Origin of the sequence: Bacteroides sp. 2_2_4 (genome assembly GCF_000157055.1) — a bacterium.
Classification (GTDB): domain Bacteria; phylum Bacteroidota; class Bacteroidia; order Bacteroidales; family Bacteroidaceae; genus Bacteroides; species Bacteroides ovatus.
This window is the reverse complement of record NZ_EQ973363.1, coordinates 260886-277400: the sequence shown is the minus strand read 5'-3', so window position 1 is coordinate 277400 and position 16515 is coordinate 260886. Positions and strand designations below refer to the sequence as shown.

Sequence of the window (16515 nt, the reverse complement as noted above, 5' to 3'; positions counted from 1 at the left end):
GAAAATGCTCTACAACATTTCCATATCACGTCAATCCGCATAACTCCGCAAAGCCAAATTCTTCACCCAAAGAACGAAGATACCCGTCAGAATCAGATTCAATACCAGAGTAAGCACTGAAATAACCAATGCCGGGCCACCCAAGTTATATCCCAATGCAATGAAAATGATTCCGGCCCCTACCTCACCACGGGTAAACATACCGATGGAAAGAGCCAGTCGCTCACTTAATTTCCGGTCACGATAAAAGAACATCGGACAAAGCTTTCCTATATTCGACAATAAAGAGACAATCACCACATGAAACATAATCATTCCCCACGACATCATCTCCTGCGAACCAGTCACGGAATAAGAACCAGCATGAGTCTCCGCAAAGTTCACTCCGATAAAATGCGGCATACTCATTCCCACCAGGAACATGAAGAAAAATGAAATCCCGGTAGACACCTTTCGTTCCACAGGTGTGTCATGTTCCTTATGTTTCATAATCATACCCAGAACAAATGCCGGCAACAGGACTTCAATATGAATACTTCCCTCGTCCCCATACAATTCTTTACTCCCCAGATACAGTATTTGAGTAGCCAGAAATATAATCATTGAATAAAAGAGGATAGCCTTCCAGTCCTGACGCCAATCATACTTATTCAATCTTTGCCAGCCGATCGACAATAACAAGAACACAATCACCACCACAATAATCAACTGCCAGCGCAGCCCAATCATCATAATCTGAAGAGGAATCATTAAAAGAATCGTATCCAAGTCATCGAAAATTGCCAATACCTGTATTTTCTTATAAATCCAACTGGACTTCAGTCCGATAGCCGCCAACATCGTAAACAGAATACCGGCTGATGTAGGTGCAGCAAAACGGCTTAACAATAAATTCTCCTTCCATGCTTCCCAACTATTCCAAAAATCGGGAGGAAGCAATACAAACACATAATAAATAGCAATCATAAACCATGGTAAAGCAGCCGTAGCCATGGCTATAAAATAATCTTGAGCGTAACTTTTCCACCGTGTTTTATCAAGGACGAACTCACGGCCTACATTAATCATTATAAAACTAAGACATACATAGAGTAGTACATTCGATATGGATTTAACAGCTCCATACCCATCTCCTGCCATCATCGGCAGGAATTGCGAAACCACGAGCCCCAACATCAGGAAGCCCGAAAAAGACAGAACTTTTCTCATATTTATAGTTGTTTGTTGCTAAAAAGTAATTGCCAAGGAAAGCTCTGCAGACAGAAGGCAATCACCTGGTGTATTAAAAACTAACCGCAAGTCAATTTGTTCAGAACAGATCTCTGAAAAATTGCTTGCGGCAGTATTTTTAATCCAGCTTCAGTACGGCGAGGAAGGCTTTTTGCGGCACTTCCACGTTACCGATTTGTTTCATTCGTTTTTTACCTTTTTTCTGCTTTTCAAGCAGTTTACGTTTACGGCTCACGTCACCACCATAACACTTCGCTGTCACATCCTTACGAACAGCCTTAATCGTTTCACGGGAAATAATCTTAGCCCCGATAGCTGCCTGAATGGCAATATCAAACTGCTGCCGCGGAATAAGCTCTTTCAGTTTCTCACACATCCGGCGTCCCATATCGTAAGCATTGTCAATATGTGTCAAAGTAGAAAGTGCATCCACAGGCTCACCGTTCAACAAAATATCCAGCTTCACCAGCTTCGAAGTACGGAAACCATTCGGATGATAATCAAACGACGCATACCCTTTAGAAATACTCTTCAACTTATCATAAAAGTCAATCACAATTTCTCCCAAAGGCATATTGTAATAGATTTCCACCCGGTTACCGGAGATATATTCCTGTTTAATCAATTCACCACGCTTACCCAGACAAAGCGTCATAATAGGACCGATATAATCAGTCGTTGTAATAATAGATGCTTTGATATACGGTTCCTCGATATGGTCAATCATCGTCGGGTCAGGCATACCACCGGGGTTGTGCACCTCCTTCATATTGCCCTGCTTATCATATATATGGTAGGACACGTTCGGTACCGTAGTAATCACATTCATGTCAAACTCACGGTCCAGACGCTCCTGCACAATCTCCATGTGGAGCAATCCGAGGAAACCACAACGGAAACCAAAACCCAAAGCCAATGAAGACTCCGGTTGGAAAGTCAACGACGCATCATTCAGCTGCAACTTTTCCAAAGACGCGCGAAGATCTTCAAAATCTTCCGCCTCAATCGGGTACACTCCGGCAAACACCATCGGCTTCACCTCCTCAAACCCGGCAATAGCCTTGTCACACGGACGGGCAATATGTGTAATGGTATCTCCCACCTTCACCTCTTTGGAAGTTTTGATACCGGAAATTATATATCCTACATCCCCCGTACGAAGTTCGTTACGAGGCACCATATCCATTTTCAACACCCCTATTTCATCGGCATCATACTCTTTTCCCGTATTGAAAAACTTCACCTTGTCGCCCTTGCGAATCGTGCCGTTTTCAATCTTGAAATAAGCTATAATTCCACGGAAAGAGTTGAATACAGAGTCGAAAATCAAAGCCTGCAACGGCGCCTCTTCATTCCCTTCGGGATGAGGAATACGTTCAATCACAGCAGCCAGTATCTCTTCCACTCCCATACCCGTTTTACCGGATGCACGAATTACCTCCTCGCGCTTGCAACCCAACAGTTCAACGATTTCGTCCTCCACTTCTTCGGGATTGGCGCTCGCCATATCGCATTTATTGATAACCGGAATAATCTCAAGGTCGTGTTCAATGGCCATATACAGATTCGAGATCGTCTGCGCCTGCACTCCCTGCGAAGCATCGACAATCAGCAATGCCCCTTCACATGCAGCGATAGAACGTGACACCTCATACGAAAAGTCCACGTGTCCCGGAGTATCAATCAGGTTAAGGACATACTTCTCCCCCTGATAAGTATATTCCATCTGGATCGCATGGCTCTTGATAGTGATCCCTCTTTCTTTTTCCAGATCCATATTATCAAGCATCTGCCCTGAAGTCACCTGAATGGTGTTAGTAAACTCCAACAGACGGTCGGCCAACGTTGACTTACCGTGGTCAATATGAGCAATAATGCAAAAGTTGCGAATATTCTTCATTCTGAATTCTTATTATTTTATCTTTTTGGTGTGCAAAGATACGTAAATGGCGGAATAAAAAAAAATGCGTTGATAACATTATGATCATGTACCAACGCATTTTTTTATTGCTTAAGTGAGTTACTCGCTTAGATCAATTTGATGAAGAGTTCACCTTCAACTTCTTCCACAGAGACTTTGTCTTCTCTCAATAACCAGCCAAGGCCGAGGAACAGATCTTTGTCAACCAATTTAGTTGCTTTTTTAAGCTGCTTGGCAGTCATTCCTTCTGTTTCGTTCAGTGCATTCCAGATAGTACCTGCAATTACACCAGCTTTTTCTTTCAACATTTGCTTTGCAATTTTAGTTAGACATGCTTAAAATCATCCGGTCAAAAAGACTTTCAGATTTTATTTCGGGGACAAAGATAGTTATTTTTATGTTATATAACACTTTATTGAGCACTTTTTTATCGTTTTTGTAATAAAAAAGCATTTTTTCTTTCATTTAGGATGCTTTTCGAGATATTCAGACCAAATTCTTGCCGCTTCTTCCACCATTTTAGCGCAAGGACGCTTGCTATAATATTGAGCAGTACGCTCTTCCGGAATCGTTGAAACGGGATCTTTTTTCTTTAATCCCAACAATTCGCCACAAATCAGCGAGCCGTTACGCTTCTTAAATTCAGCCGCCAGTTCTTGCACCACCGCATAATTGGCAGCTTTTCCTTCCCGGTCTGTCGCTTCCGTAGCGCCGGTTTCCAAGCCCGCCACCAAAAACATGCCGCAGGCAGCTCCACACGTTTCACGCATTCGTCCTATCCCCCCACCAAAGGAAGCACCCATACGCAACGCCTGTTCCTGTGTAAATCCATACATATCCGCAAAGGCCGCTACTACCGACTGTGAGCAGTTGTATCCGCTCTTAAAAAGCTCCACTGCTTTCTGTATTCTATCTTCCATAAACTATTTTGCATTTTTATTTCGCACAAAAATATAAAAAAGTATCTTTGCATCAGATAGGGCGTAAAGATTAAAATCAAAAAAAAAGAAAATATGAACAAAACTATTTCATATAAAGAATCGACAGCCATTGCCATCCATGCTATGATAAGCGCAGCCAGAAAGGATGAATATGCTGACAGGAAAAGAAAAAGTGGTTTTCCCCAAAACAGAAAGAAACGTGATGTCACTCTCAAAGATGTACGTGAATGGAACAAGAGAAGAAATTATAAAGAGGATGCAGGAATTGCCGTCAATGCAATGATGGCGTCAGCTATCAACGACCCCTATGTGGACCTGAATCCACCCTCCAAATTCTAAGAGATAAAACAATGGCTACAACATTCGATATTCAACTCCCTCATTACTCGCGTGGATTTCATTTAATCACGCGTGATATCATTTCACAACTACCAGCACTTCCCGAAAGTGGCCTGCTGGTAATCTTTATCAAACACACCTCTGCCGGACTAACTATCAACGAAAATGCAGACCCGGACGTACGGCATGACTTCCAGACATTCTTTAATAAACTGGTTCCCGACGGTGCCCCCTATTTCATCCATACCCTCGAAGGCCCCGACGATATGAGCGCCCATATAAAAGCCTCCCTGATAGGAAGCTCGGTCACTATCCCCATCAAGAATCACCGCCTGAACCTGGGAACATGGCAAGGTGTCTACCTCTGCGAATTTCGCAACGGAGGAGACACCCGTAAATTGAGTATTACTATCCTATAATATTTCCAACGCCATCGGACAATGATCGGAATGTACGGCCTCATTCAGGATATACGCACGTTTCAACAGCGGGCGTACCGGCTCACTAACCATGCAATAGTCAATTCTCCAACCCTTATTTTTGGCACGCGAATTAAAACGATAGCTCCACCAGGTATATTCCTGTTTTTCGGGACAAAGCGTACGGAAAGAATCCACATACCCCGCAGACAGGAAACGTGTCATCCACTCCCGTTCTTCAGGAAGGAAACCACTGTTTGTTGCATTCCGGACAGGATCATGAATGTCGATCGGCTCATGGCAGATATTATAATCACCACAAAGAATCAAATTGGGACGGGACTTCTGCAACTCCATCACATACTTTTGAAAATCTTCCAGCCACACCATTTTAAAAGCCTGGCGTTCGTCCCCGCTCGTTCCCGAAGGGTGATAAACACTGACTACCGATAAGTCTCCGAAATCCGCCCGGATAAAACGTCCTTCATTATCATAAGCCTCCATTCCCATCCCATATTCCACATGGTCCGGTTCCTGCTTGGTAAGTATGGCCACTCCACTGTATCCTTTCTTCTGCGCCGAATACAAATAAGACTTGTAACCCAACGCTTCAAACACCTCTCCCGGATACTGGTCCGGTTGCAGTTTCGTTTCTTGCAGACAAAGAATATCAGGATTCTCCTGCGCCAGCCATTCCGGCAAACCTTTAGATACGGCGGCACGTAGTCCGTTCACATTATAAGTAATAATCTTCATCGATCTATATGTATTGATTTATATTCATTTTATGAAAACAAAAGCATGATATTCAGTACCGAAACAATAATGGCAATCGAATACAACACAAACGTGCTCCAACGACTATTGACATAATCTCCCATCACCTTTCGGGAAGACGTCAGTCCCACCTGCAAAAATACCGTGAAAGGTAATTGAATACTAAGTATCATCTGCGAAATAATCAATCCTTTGAAAGGATCTCCAATAAAGAAAATCAGCAATAAGGCAATTCCCAGAGATAAAAGGACTCCTACCTGCGAATGGCTGTCTTTGATATGATACGATTCACCGAAAATACCCGCAAAGATGGAACCTGCCGCCATTCCGCTCGTAATGGTGGATGAAATACCCGCCATCAGCAATGCCAGTGCAAATACGATGGCAGCATTACTTCCCAACAAAGGTTCGAGCAATGACTTAGCCTGTTGCAGTTCCTCTACCTGAATACCGCTTTTAAAGAAAGTAGCGGCAGCCAGAAGAATCATGGCACTGTTAATCGCCCAGCCGACAATCATAGAGAAAAGAGTATCAAACAACTCATATTTCAAAACCTTCTTAATAGAAGCATCATCTTTCTTATTATATTCGTGACTCTGAATCACCTCCGAATGAAGAAACAGATTATGAGGCATCACTACCGCTCCCAACACACTCATGATAATCAGCATACTTCCTTTCGGAAAAGAAGGAGTCACCCACCCTGCTGTCGCAGCCGGCCAGTCTATTTCCACCAGAAACAGTTCGTAGATAAACGAAAGCCCGATAACAGAGACAAATGCAATGATGGAACGCTCTATCTTTTTATACGAATTAGTGAAAAGCATGATAGAGACAAAAAGCGTAGTCAACACAGCTCCCCATATAATAGGAATATCAAAGAGCATTTCCAACGCAATGGCACCTCCCAGAATTTCCGCTAAAGAAGTAGAAATCGACGCCAGTACCGCCGTACCAAGAATAGGTCGCGACACCCATTTGGGAGTGTATTTAGTGGCCGCCTCCGAAAGGCAAAGCCCAGTAACAATCCCCAGATGGGCAACATTGTGCTGAAGTACAATCAGCATAATAGTGGACAATGTAACCACCCAAAGTAAGGAATAGCCAAATTCGGAACCGGCGGCGAAGTTAGAAGCCCAGTTTCCCGGATCAATAAATCCTACCGTAACCAGAAGCCCCGGACCAATATATTTAAAAACATCCAGTCCACCCAGATAGCGTTTATGATCTTTGCGTTTTAAGTCTTGAAAAATATTCTTCATTTTTGCATAATAGTTTTAACCTTACAAATATACTTATAAATAACGAGTGAAGGTCAATTTTAGTTCAAAATACCGACAAGTAAGTAAACAACACCCGGATACTCCCCCTCTATGGATTCCCGCAAAAAAAAGACCCTCGACAAAATAAATTGCCGAAGGTCTTGAAAAATATCAAATTTTACAAAAATAAAAGAAGTCGATTAATATCCCATCTCATGTAATGCACGACACAATTGGTCAGGACATGAAGTCGGTCTGCCACCACAATGCACTCCTTCAAGTTTTGCGATAACATCCGCTACCTTCATTCCTCTCACAAGGCGGGAAATACCTTGAAGATTACCATTACATCCTCCCCAGAAAGCAACTTCTTTCACCACTCCATCTTCCACATTCAGTTCGATGTTGGTGCTGCAAGTTCCCTGGGTTCTATACACATATTCCATAACCTTGTCTTATTCTCCCTCTTCCGGCTGCATATTGGTATAAACAGTCTGCACGTCGTCAAATTCTTCCAAACGTTCGATCATCTTATCCAATGTTTCGCGCTGTTCCGGAGTCACCTCTTTCATGTCGTTCGGGATATAAGTGAAGTCTCCACCGACATCTTCAAAGCCACACTCCTCCAGGTGTTTCTGAATAGCGGCATAGCTCTTGGGATTACCATAGATAGTGATTGTTCCTTCTTCATCATCCTCTTCGTATTCATCTTCCACATCATAATCGATCAGATCCAGAATCAGTTCTTCCATATCCAATCCGTCTTTCTTCTTGAAAGTGAATACACATTTGTGGTCGAACAGGAACGCGAGAGATCCCATTGTACCGAGATTACCGCCAAACTTATTAAATACCGAACGAACGTCAGCCACCGTACGGGTTGTGTTATCTGTCAGCGTATCCACAAATACAGCAATACCGTGAGGACCGTATCCTTCGTAAGTCATGCTCTTGTAGTCGCTCTGGTCTTTACCCATTGCGTTTTTGATAGCACGTTCAATATTATCCTTCGGCATATTTTCACGCTTACAAGTAGCGATCACCGAACGCAAAGTCGGGTTATTTTCAGGTTCCGGACCGCCTGCCTTTACAGCTATCGCGATTTGTTTACCCAGTCTTGTAAATGTTTTAGCCATGTGGCCCCATCTTTTCAGTTTAGCGGCCTTTCTATATTCAAATGCTCTTCCCATTGGTTTATATTTTTAGATTGAAATTTTAAGTTTATCTAAGTTTGGCACCCAGCTTATCTTCCAAGTTCTTCACCAGTTTCGACATGATCTTATCAATCATCTTATCATTCAAAGTCTGGCTCTCATCCTGAAGCAGGAAGCTCACCGCATACGACTTCTTGCCTGCTTCCAGATTCTTACCTTCGTACACATCGAAGAGTTCCACTTCTTTCAGCAGCTTCTTCTCTGTTTCGTAAGCAATCTTTTCAATTTCGGCAAACTGCACATTCTTGTCAAGCAACAATGCCAAGTCACGTTTCACAGCAGGGAACTTGGAGATTTCCTTGTAGCTGATCTTCACAGAACGGATAGCTTTCATCAGCTCCTTCCAGTTCAAGTCGGCAAAATACACTTCATTGTCGATATCAAATGCTTTCAACAGCTTCTTAGTCACGATACCGAAGGAAGCAAGACGCTTACCACCCTTCGTATTGACAGAAAGTGCGGCAGCAAAAATATCGTCCGTCAGATTACCGACAACCAGATTGTGCAAATCCAGTCCCAGACGCTTCAATATATTTTCTACATAAGCCTTCAATTCATATACCGAACTGTTCTCATCTGCATGTGCCCATGAATTGGAAACCTTCTTACCGGTTACCCACAAGCCCAAGTGATAATCTTCCGAGTAAGGAGCCAATACCTTCTCTTCATTCTTCTTGTCAGCATCGAAATGATAGCAATTACCGAATTCGAAGAACTTCAAATCAGCATTCTTACGATTTGCATTATGAGCAATACTTTCCAGTCCACCGAACAGCAAAGTCTGACGCATAGCGTTCAAATCCGCACTCAACGGATTCAATAACATCACCAGGTGGTTGGACGGATAAGTCTCCATACCATCATAATAAGCAGCACGCGTCAATGAGTTGTTCAGGATCTCATTAAATCCGCAGCCCACCAATTGCTCTGCAATCAGGTTCTGCAATTTATTCGATTTATCATGTTCACCTTTGGTAGTCAGGCTGGAGTTCAGTGTAGTCGGGATTTCAACATTGTTATATCCGTAGATACGAAGAATATCTTCAATCACGTCACAATCACGCTGCACGTCTACACGATAAGGAGGAACAGCTAATGTCAGCCCTTCCGCCGTTTCATTAGTGATCTTCATTTCCAGGCTAGTCACAATGCTCTTGATTGTCTCTACCGGAATTACTTTTCCTACCAAAGAATGTACTTTCTCATAAGCCAGATCAACTATAAAATCGGGTGCAGGAGTAGTGAACACGTCTTTTATTTCAGAAGAAATCGTACCGCCAGCCAGTTCTTTAACCATCAAAGCAGCCAGTTTCAAGCAATATATCACACTGTTCGGATCGATACCGCGTTCGAAACGGAAAGAAGCATCCGTATTCAAGCCATGACGGCGGGCTGTCTTACGCACCCATGTAGGATGGAAATAAGCACTTTCAATGAATACATCTGTCGTAGCTTCCGTAGAACCGGAGTCCAGTCCGCCGAATACACCGGCAATACACATGGCCTCTTCCTTGTTACAAATCATCAGGTCGCGTTCGTTCAATTTACGTTCCACCTCATCCAGCGTAACGAACGGAGTTCCTTCCGGCATTGTCTTTACAATTACTTCATTGCCTTTTATCTTTCCGGCATCGAAGCAGTGCAACGGCTGACCGAAAGCATGAACGATATAATTAGTAATATCCACTACATTATTAATAGGACGCACCCCGATCAGACGCAATTTGTTTTGCAGCCATTCCGGGCTTTCCTTCACAGTGACACCTTTCACCGTAACACCGGCATAATGCGGACAAGCTTCGCTGTTTTCCACCTTCACTTCAATATTCAAGTCATGGTTTTCCACTTTAAAGCCGTCTACTGACGGACGTTGCAAAGTAGCCTGTTTGCCGTTCTGAATCAGATAAGCATACAAGTCACGAGCCACCCCATAGTGAGAGCAAGCATCCGCACGGTTAGGCGTGATGTCCACTTCAAGCACATAGTCGCTCTTGATATTATAATAATCCTTGGCAAGCGTACCCGGAACAGCGTTTTCCGGCAATACGATAATACCTGCATGATCCGTACCGATACCGATTTCGTCTTCAGCACAAATCATACCAGTAGATTCCACCCCACGGATTTTTGATTTCTTGATGGTAAAACATTCGTCACCGTCATAAAGTTTTGTACCTAAAGTAGCTACCACCACTTTCTGTCCGGCAGCCACATTCGGGGCACCACAAACAATCTGTACCGGTTCACCGTCTCCCAGATTGACAGTAGTAATATGCAAATGGTCAGAATTAGGATGTTCCGTGCAGGTCAGCACTTCACCGATCACCAGTCCTTCCAAACCACCTTTAATGGTTTGCACTTCTTCTACACCACCTGTTTCCAAGCCAATAGACGTCAACGCAGCAGCCGTTTCATCGGGCGTCAGGTCGAAATTGACATACTCTTTCAGCCAGTTATAAGAGATATTCATATATTTAATTTTTTATTGTTTCTCAAAAAGATTTGCAAAGTTAATAAGATTTTTCGGTTGACCGAGAAGGTTAGATAAAAAAGTTTATAGTTGATAGTTACCATGCGGAATAACATACAGATAGAAGAAATGTTGCGCAGAGCATTTTCACTATCAGTTATCAGTTATCAACTATTAACTAAAATGGTAACGGTCCATCTCCCGGTGCTCCGAATGGATTCTCCGTCTGCGGTGCAAAATCAGGTGCGGGAGGAGGTATGGAACCAGCATTACCTGTATTCATTTTCGATCCTAACATAGCTCCTGCAGGCTCGCCCGGCATCGGGATCACCATATCGTCCTCCGGATTAGAGAAACGGGTAAACTCACCCTTAAAGCGGAGCAACACCTCGCCTACCGCACCGTTACGATGCTTGGCGATTACAATTTCCGCCATACCGCGCAAGTCATTACCACGATCATCCTGAAATATCTTATAGTATTCCGGACGGTGGATAAAGCACACCATATCGGCATCCTGCTCGATGGCTCCCGATTCACGAAGGTCACTCAACTGCGGTCGTTTACCGTCAATACCTTCACGACTTTCCACACCACGATTCAACTGTGACAGTGCGATAATCGGAATACTCAACTCTTTCGCCAATCCTTTCAACGAACGGGAAATGGTACTAACCTCTTCCTGACGGCTACCAAACGCCATCCCACTCGCATTCATCAACTGAAGGTAGTCAATGATGATGATTCGCACCCCATGTTCGCGTACCAAACGACGCGCTTTGGTTCGAAGTTCAAACACAGACAGAGACGGCGTATCATCCACGTAAAGCGGTGCATCCATCAGATTCTTCAGTTTATAGTCCAGTTGTTGCCATTCATAATTTGCCAACTGCCCGCTTTTGATTTTCTCGCTCGGAATCTCGCAGACATTCGCAATCAAACGGTTCACCAACTGAACGTTACTCATTTCAAGAGAGAACAACGCCACCGGGTTCCGGTAATCCACCGCAATATTCTTAGCCATTGAAAGAACGAAAGCAGTCTTACCCATAGCAGGACGGGCAGCTATAATAATAAGGTCGGAATTCTGCCAACCCGAAGTCATCTTATCAAGTTTCGTGAAACCACTCTCCAGACCACTCAAACCATCGGTTCGAGCCGCAGCTTTCTGAATTAGTTTATAGGCTTCGTCAATCACCGGATTGATCTGCGTATAATCTTTTTTCATATTCTGCTGTGAGATCTCGAAAAGCTTACCTTCCGCTTCCTGCATCAAGTCGTCCACATCCAGCGTTTCATCGAACGCTTTACTCTGAATATTGCTCGTGAACGTTATCAACTCACGCGCCAGCGATTTCTGTGCAATAATACGGGCATGGTATTCAATATGTGCGGATGAAGCCACCTTACTACTCAATTGAGTAATATAGAAGGGACCTCCCACCTCTTCCAAGTCTCCACGTTTACTAAGTTGTTCCTTTACAGTCAGAATATCCACCGGTTTCTGGTTCACCGCAAGATCGACGATAGCAGAATAAATCAACTGATGCCGGCGTTCGTAAAATGATTCGGGACGAAGAATTTCACTCACCAATGAATAAGCGTCCTTTTCAATCATTAAAGCTCCCAAAACTGCTTCTTCCAGTTCAGGCGCCTGCGGCTGAATACGACCATAATCATTTACCGGTTGTATTTTAGTAGACTTTGAATTGCGGGTATTTCTTTTCTGTTCGGCCATCGAGATATTTACTATTTTACGATTTACTATTTATTATTTTACGACTGGACAGACTCTATTATCACATTTATCACGGAATTCTTCCAGTCGGGACGACAAAGATAGAATATAATCACGAAGAATGAATAAGGAAAAATGAAGATTTTACTAACTTTGCTCCCGAATCACATTATCCAGCTATGATTAATTGTAATGTGAAGCACTGTAAATAGTAAATAGTAAATAGAAATATGATTGCTTTTCCCAATATCAAAATAAACCTGGGACTTTCCATCACGGAAAAACGCCCGGACGGATACCACAATCTGGAAACAGTTTTCTATCCGGTGGCTCTGGAAGACGCACTGGAAATCCGTACCTCCCCTAACGCTGACCGAAAATTCACTCTCCACCAACATGGAATGGAAATAGCCGGTAACCCTGAAGACAATCTGGTAGTAAAAGCCTATTTATTGATGGATAAGGAATTTCATCTCCCTCCTATCGAAATCCACTTATACAAGCACATCCCTTCAGGAGCCGGACTGGGAGGAGGATCATCGGATGCCGCTTTCATGCTAAAGTTGCTCAACGATCATTATCAGCTGGGAGTATCCGAAGAACAATTGGAAGTATACGCTGCCACTTTGGGAGCAGACTGCGCTTTCTTTATCAAAAACAGACCGATATTTGCCGAGGGAATTGGAAACATCTTCTCCCCGGTCGAACTTTCATTAAACGGCTACCAAATCATGATTATAAAACCGAATGTTTTTGTTTCCACCCGGGAAGCCTTTTCAAACATTCATCCCCATCGTCCGAAATATCCGGTTAGGGAGGCAATCCAGCGTCCTGTACAAGAATGGAAGGATACGTTAATCAATGATTTCGAAGCAAGTGTATTCCCGCAACATCCCGTCATTGGAGAAATCAAAGAAGAACTCTATCATCAAGGAGCAATCTACGCATCCATGAGCGGCTCCGGCTCATCCGTATTCGGGCTGTTTGCTCCCGGATTCGTCTTACCGGAAATTGATTGGGGAACTGATGTATTCTGCTTCAAAGGTACATTAAACAAATAAATCTCACTAACAATTATGTTTTGACTATTTTTTCAAAATCCCAACATGGCAGCGGGGTGTATATTGAGTACCCGGCAAAGCAAGCGAGCTATTTTTAAAGTAGGTTCCGAGCGACCCGAAATATAATCATTCACGCGTGAAGGGCTAACCCCTATTTCACTGGCAAGCTGTTTTTGTGTCATCCCCTTTTCTTCAAGGGACAATTCTATCAATTCTGCTACGGTTGGTTTTTCTATAGGAAAATGTTCCTTCTCATACGCAATCACTATATCAGACATAACAGAAAGCTCCACCATGCTCTTGTCATTTGCAGGAGTGCTGTCGTCCACCAAAGGCAGAAGTTCTTCGACTCTTGCCAATGCAAATTCGTATTGTTCTTTCGTTATTTTAGTCATATCTATTATATTATATAGTTGAACAATCTATTTTATCATACTCTTTATGAGTTCCCACCCAACGGACAAAAATGTATCCCACCGTAAATTTAACAACCACTACCAGCCGATAGTTGTTCCCTCTGATATTAAAAACATAGTGTTGATTGCCCACATAATCAGTCGATAGAAAATCCGCTTTTATATCAGACAAATTCCGCCATTCTGCTTTTTCCGCTATATCATACCAACGTTCTAAAGCAACACGTGAATCTTCACACCCTTTCGTCTCGTAGAAATCTTTCAATTTCTTATGTGATACTACTCTCATATCTTATTCATTTGATACAAAATTACAAAATAATTTTGGATAACAAAAGAATTAGTGCTAAATATTTTATAAAACAGAATACCCATGTTGGGCGTACCAAAAAACGGTACCACGACTCACGTCGTAGTACCGTCACAACACAAACACAAAATAAAACACGACAAAACTACTATGCAATCTTTCCTGTCTATGCCGGGGAGGCATAAGTACTATCTACGTATATTCGCATACTCATAAACAGCTTCAGGTCGATTAGCATCAATTAAACAAATCGCATGCACGATTTGTTTAAACTTTTATGTTATTTAAAACAAGTTTCTCTTTTATTGAATCCCTCTTTCACGGAGTTTCAGCTGCCAGTTCCATGCAGAGCGTAAAGTATCTTCTAAAGTTTCTACGGCTTTCCAACCCAGCTCTTTATTAGCAAAATCCGGGTTAGCCCAAACTTTTTCAATGTCACCTGCACGACGTCCGACAATCTGATAATTCAATTTTACGCCAGTGGCTTTTTCAAAGCCATTTATTAATTCCAATACAGAAACACCACGTCCTGTACCAATATTAAATACTTCTACTTTTTCTTTTTGTTTCTTTTCCAAGATACGACGGATAGCAATCACGTGTGCTTTAGCCAAGTCAACGACATTGATAAAGTCACGGATACAAGAACCGTCCGGTGTATCATAATCGTCACCAAACACGCTAAGTTTCTCACGGATACCGATGGCTGTCTGGGTCAGATATGGAATCAGGTTTTGAGGAACCCCGTTAGGCAGTTCACCCAGCAATGCAGTAGGATGCGCGCCAATCGGGTTGAAATAGCGCAACATGATCGCATTGATCGGAGCACCTGAAGCTACCGTATCACGAATAATCTCTTCATTGATCTGTTTGGTATTTCCATAAGGTGATTCCGCTTTCTTGATCGGAGCTTTTTCCGTTACCGGCAGCTCGTCCGGCTGACCGTATACTGTACAAGAAGAAGAGAACACAATACCTTCTACTCCATGTTTTGGCATCAGTTCGAGAAGGTTAATCAAAGAAACCAGGTTATTACGGTAGTAAAGCAACGGTTTTTGTACCGACTCTCCTACTGCTTTGCTAGCTGCAAAGTGAATGATTGCCTTAATTCCTTTATATTTTGCAAATACTGCATCCAGACCGGCAAAGTCCAAACAGTCCAGCTTTTCAAAAACTGGGCGAATACCGGAAACTTTCTCTATATTGTCAACAACGTCGGCACTTGAATTTGATAAATTATCGATGATGATTACTTCATATCCACTGTTTTGTAGTTCTACAACAGTATGAGACCCAATGTATCCTGTCCCGCCTGTTACTAAAATTCTTTCTTTCATATACTTTATAAAAAATGGTTAGTTTCTCGGCTTATTATTGTTTGAGTTACAAATGTATGGAAATAAAATGGAATTGCAATAATCTGCCACAAATTTATTTGCTGAAAAGTAATTAAGGTACGATTTGGTAGCATTTAGGTATAAAAAAGAATTGGAAACTCCAACCTGTATGTCGCCACACAGCAGAGCTTCCAATCCTCTATTTAATTATCAACTGTAAATCCTTACACCACGCCGGAGAATCCCATGAATGCCATAGCAAGCAAACCGGCGGTAATCAAAGCAATCGGAGTTCCTTGCATTCCTTTCGGAATTTTCACAAGGCTCATCTGTTCGCGCAATCCGGCAAAAAGCACCAGTGCCAGACCGAAGCCGATAGCTGTAGAAAACGCGTACACAACACCTGTCAGCAGGTCATAGTCTTTCTGAATCACCAGGATAGCGACACCAAGAATACAACAGTTCGTTGTAATCAGCGGCAAGAACACACCCAACGCCTGATACAGAGCAGGCGATACTTTTTTCAGAATGATTTCCACCATCTGCACCAATCCGGCAATGACCAGAATGAACGTAATCGTCTGCAAATATCCCAGCCCGAAAACATCCAACACAAATTTCTGAATCAGGAAGGTAACGATGGTAGCGATGGTCAACACGAAAGCAACCGCAGCGCTCATACCCATCGCAGTTTCTACTTTCTTAGATACGCCCAGGAACGGACAGATACCCAGGAACTGCGACAACACGATGTTGTTTACAAAGATTGCCGAAATAAATATCAATATATATTCCATATTCTTTTCTTATTTAATTGAATTAGGCTTTCTTGAAACTGTTAATCAGCGCAATGAGGTATCCCAAAGCGATGAAAGCGCCCGGAGCCAATACAAACACCAACATTCCATATTCTTCCGGCATGATGGTCAAATCGAAGATTTTACCGGTTCCCAAAAACTCGCGGACAGCACCCAGCAAGGTTAGGGCGATGGTAAAGCCAAGCCCCATACCGATACCGTCGAACATAGAAGCAACTGCGTTATTCTTGGCAGCGAAGGCTTCGGCACGTCCCAGTACAAT

At 42.9% G+C, this 16515-nt stretch carries 18 protein-coding genes; 3 read left to right on the top strand and 15 right to left on the bottom strand.

Annotated features, from left to right (window positions below; translation table 11 throughout):
* Nucleotides 1-30: 30 nt before the first annotated feature.
* From BSCG_RS08395 to BSCG_RS08410, 4 genes are all read right to left on the bottom strand, one after another.
* Entirely contained in the window at nucleotides 31-1209 is a 1179-nt protein-coding gene (locus tag BSCG_RS08395; protein WP_004309214.1) for a hypothetical protein, read from the bottom strand.
* 139 nt (nucleotides 1210-1348) lie between these two features.
* Nucleotides 1349-3130, bottom strand: coding sequence for a translation elongation factor 4 (lepA, locus tag BSCG_RS08400; protein ID WP_004325757.1), 1782 nt, complete (start codon nucleotides 3128-3130; stop codon nucleotides 1349-1351).
* A 128-nt stretch (nucleotides 3131-3258) separates the two neighbouring features.
* Complete coding sequence (locus BSCG_RS08405) at nucleotides 3259-3459, bottom strand: winged helix-turn-helix domain-containing protein (RefSeq protein WP_004295603.1); 201 nt, start codon at nucleotides 3457-3459, stop codon at nucleotides 3259-3261.
* A gap of 153 nt (nucleotides 3460-3612) precedes the next feature.
* Entirely contained in the window at nucleotides 3613-4071 is a 459-nt protein-coding gene (locus tag BSCG_RS08410) for a C-GCAxxG-C-C family protein (RefSeq protein ID WP_004295601.1), read from the bottom strand.
* 93 nt (nucleotides 4072-4164) lie between these two features.
* Here BSCG_RS08410 and BSCG_RS08415 point away from each other — a divergent pair, with 93 nt between their 5' ends.
* Together BSCG_RS08415 and BSCG_RS08420 are read left to right on the top strand one after the other, a co-directional pair.
* A complete protein-coding gene (locus tag BSCG_RS08415) occupies nucleotides 4165-4431 on the top strand; it encodes a hypothetical protein (RefSeq protein ID WP_008776647.1) in 267 nt (88 codons plus the stop codon).
* A gap of 11 nt (nucleotides 4432-4442) precedes the next feature.
* Complete coding sequence (locus BSCG_RS08420; protein WP_008776646.1) at nucleotides 4443-4850, top strand: secondary thiamine-phosphate synthase enzyme YjbQ; 408 nt, start codon at nucleotides 4443-4445, stop codon at nucleotides 4848-4850.
* Here BSCG_RS08420 and BSCG_RS08425 read toward each other — a convergent pair.
* The 6 genes from BSCG_RS08425 to dnaB form a co-directional block, all read right to left on the bottom strand.
* Entirely contained in the window at nucleotides 4845-5606 is a 762-nt protein-coding gene (locus BSCG_RS08425) for an exodeoxyribonuclease III (RefSeq protein ID WP_004303567.1), read from the bottom strand. The two genes, BSCG_RS08420 and BSCG_RS08425, sit on opposite strands and share 6 nt — an antisense overlap.
* Before the next feature lie 29 nt (nucleotides 5607-5635).
* Nucleotides 5636-6889 carry an Nramp family divalent metal transporter gene (locus tag BSCG_RS08430; RefSeq protein WP_004295597.1) on the bottom strand — a complete coding sequence of 418 codons (1254 nt, stop codon included), beginning with the start codon at nucleotides 6887-6889 and terminating at the stop codon, nucleotides 5636-5638.
* A gap of 200 nt (nucleotides 6890-7089) precedes the next feature.
* A complete protein-coding gene (locus BSCG_RS08435; RefSeq protein ID WP_004295596.1) occupies nucleotides 7090-7335 on the bottom strand; it encodes a TIGR03905 family TSCPD domain-containing protein in 246 nt (81 codons plus the stop codon).
* Between the two features lie 9 nt (nucleotides 7336-7344).
* Nucleotides 7345-8079 carry a YebC/PmpR family DNA-binding transcriptional regulator gene (locus tag BSCG_RS08440; RefSeq protein ID WP_004295595.1) on the bottom strand — a complete coding sequence of 245 codons (735 nt, stop codon included), beginning with the start codon at nucleotides 8077-8079 and terminating at the stop codon, nucleotides 7345-7347.
* Nucleotides 8080-8110: 31 nt separating this feature from the next.
* Nucleotides 8111-10573, bottom strand: a complete 2463-nt coding sequence (gene pheT / locus BSCG_RS08445; RefSeq protein ID WP_008776645.1) for a phenylalanine--tRNA ligase subunit beta — start codon at nucleotides 10571-10573, stop codon at nucleotides 8111-8113.
* Between the two features lie 178 nt (nucleotides 10574-10751).
* The gene (gene dnaB / locus BSCG_RS08450; RefSeq protein WP_004295592.1) at nucleotides 10752-12311 is read right to left on the bottom strand and encodes a replicative DNA helicase; all 1560 of its coding nucleotides are present in this window, start codon (nucleotides 12309-12311) and stop codon (nucleotides 10752-10754) included.
* Between the two features lie 230 nt (nucleotides 12312-12541).
* On the opposite strand from dnaB, the gene ispE reads away from it, so the two are divergent.
* Entirely contained in the window at nucleotides 12542-13372 is an 831-nt protein-coding gene (gene ispE / locus BSCG_RS08455) for a 4-(cytidine 5'-diphospho)-2-C-methyl-D-erythritol kinase (protein WP_004317955.1), read from the top strand.
* A 32-nt stretch (nucleotides 13373-13404) separates the two neighbouring features.
* Here the strand turns inward: ispE and BSCG_RS08460 are convergent, their stop codons facing one another.
* The 5 genes from BSCG_RS08460 to BSCG_RS0127635 all read right to left on the bottom strand — a co-directional run.
* Nucleotides 13405-13767, bottom strand: coding sequence for a type II toxin-antitoxin system HigA family antitoxin (locus BSCG_RS08460; RefSeq protein ID WP_004295590.1), 363 nt, complete (start codon nucleotides 13765-13767; stop codon nucleotides 13405-13407).
* A 10-nt stretch (nucleotides 13768-13777) separates the two neighbouring features.
* Complete coding sequence (locus BSCG_RS08465; RefSeq protein WP_004295589.1) at nucleotides 13778-14077, bottom strand: type II toxin-antitoxin system HigB family toxin; 300 nt, start codon at nucleotides 14075-14077, stop codon at nucleotides 13778-13780.
* A gap of 323 nt (nucleotides 14078-14400) precedes the next feature.
* Nucleotides 14401-15435 carry a UDP-glucose 4-epimerase GalE gene (gene galE, locus BSCG_RS08470; RefSeq protein ID WP_004295588.1) on the bottom strand — a complete coding sequence of 345 codons (1035 nt, stop codon included), beginning with the start codon at nucleotides 15433-15435 and terminating at the stop codon, nucleotides 14401-14403.
* Nucleotides 15436-15659: 224 nt separating this feature from the next.
* Nucleotides 15660-16232 (bottom strand): electron transport complex subunit RsxA, encoded by a 573-nt coding sequence (gene rsxA / locus BSCG_RS08475; protein WP_004295587.1) that lies wholly within the window; start codon nucleotides 16230-16232, stop codon nucleotides 15660-15662.
* Nucleotides 16233-16254: 22 nt separating this feature from the next.
* On the bottom strand, nucleotides 16255-16515 hold a 261-nt coding region (locus BSCG_RS0127635; protein WP_032849626.1), incomplete at its 5' end, for an Rnf-Nqr domain containing protein.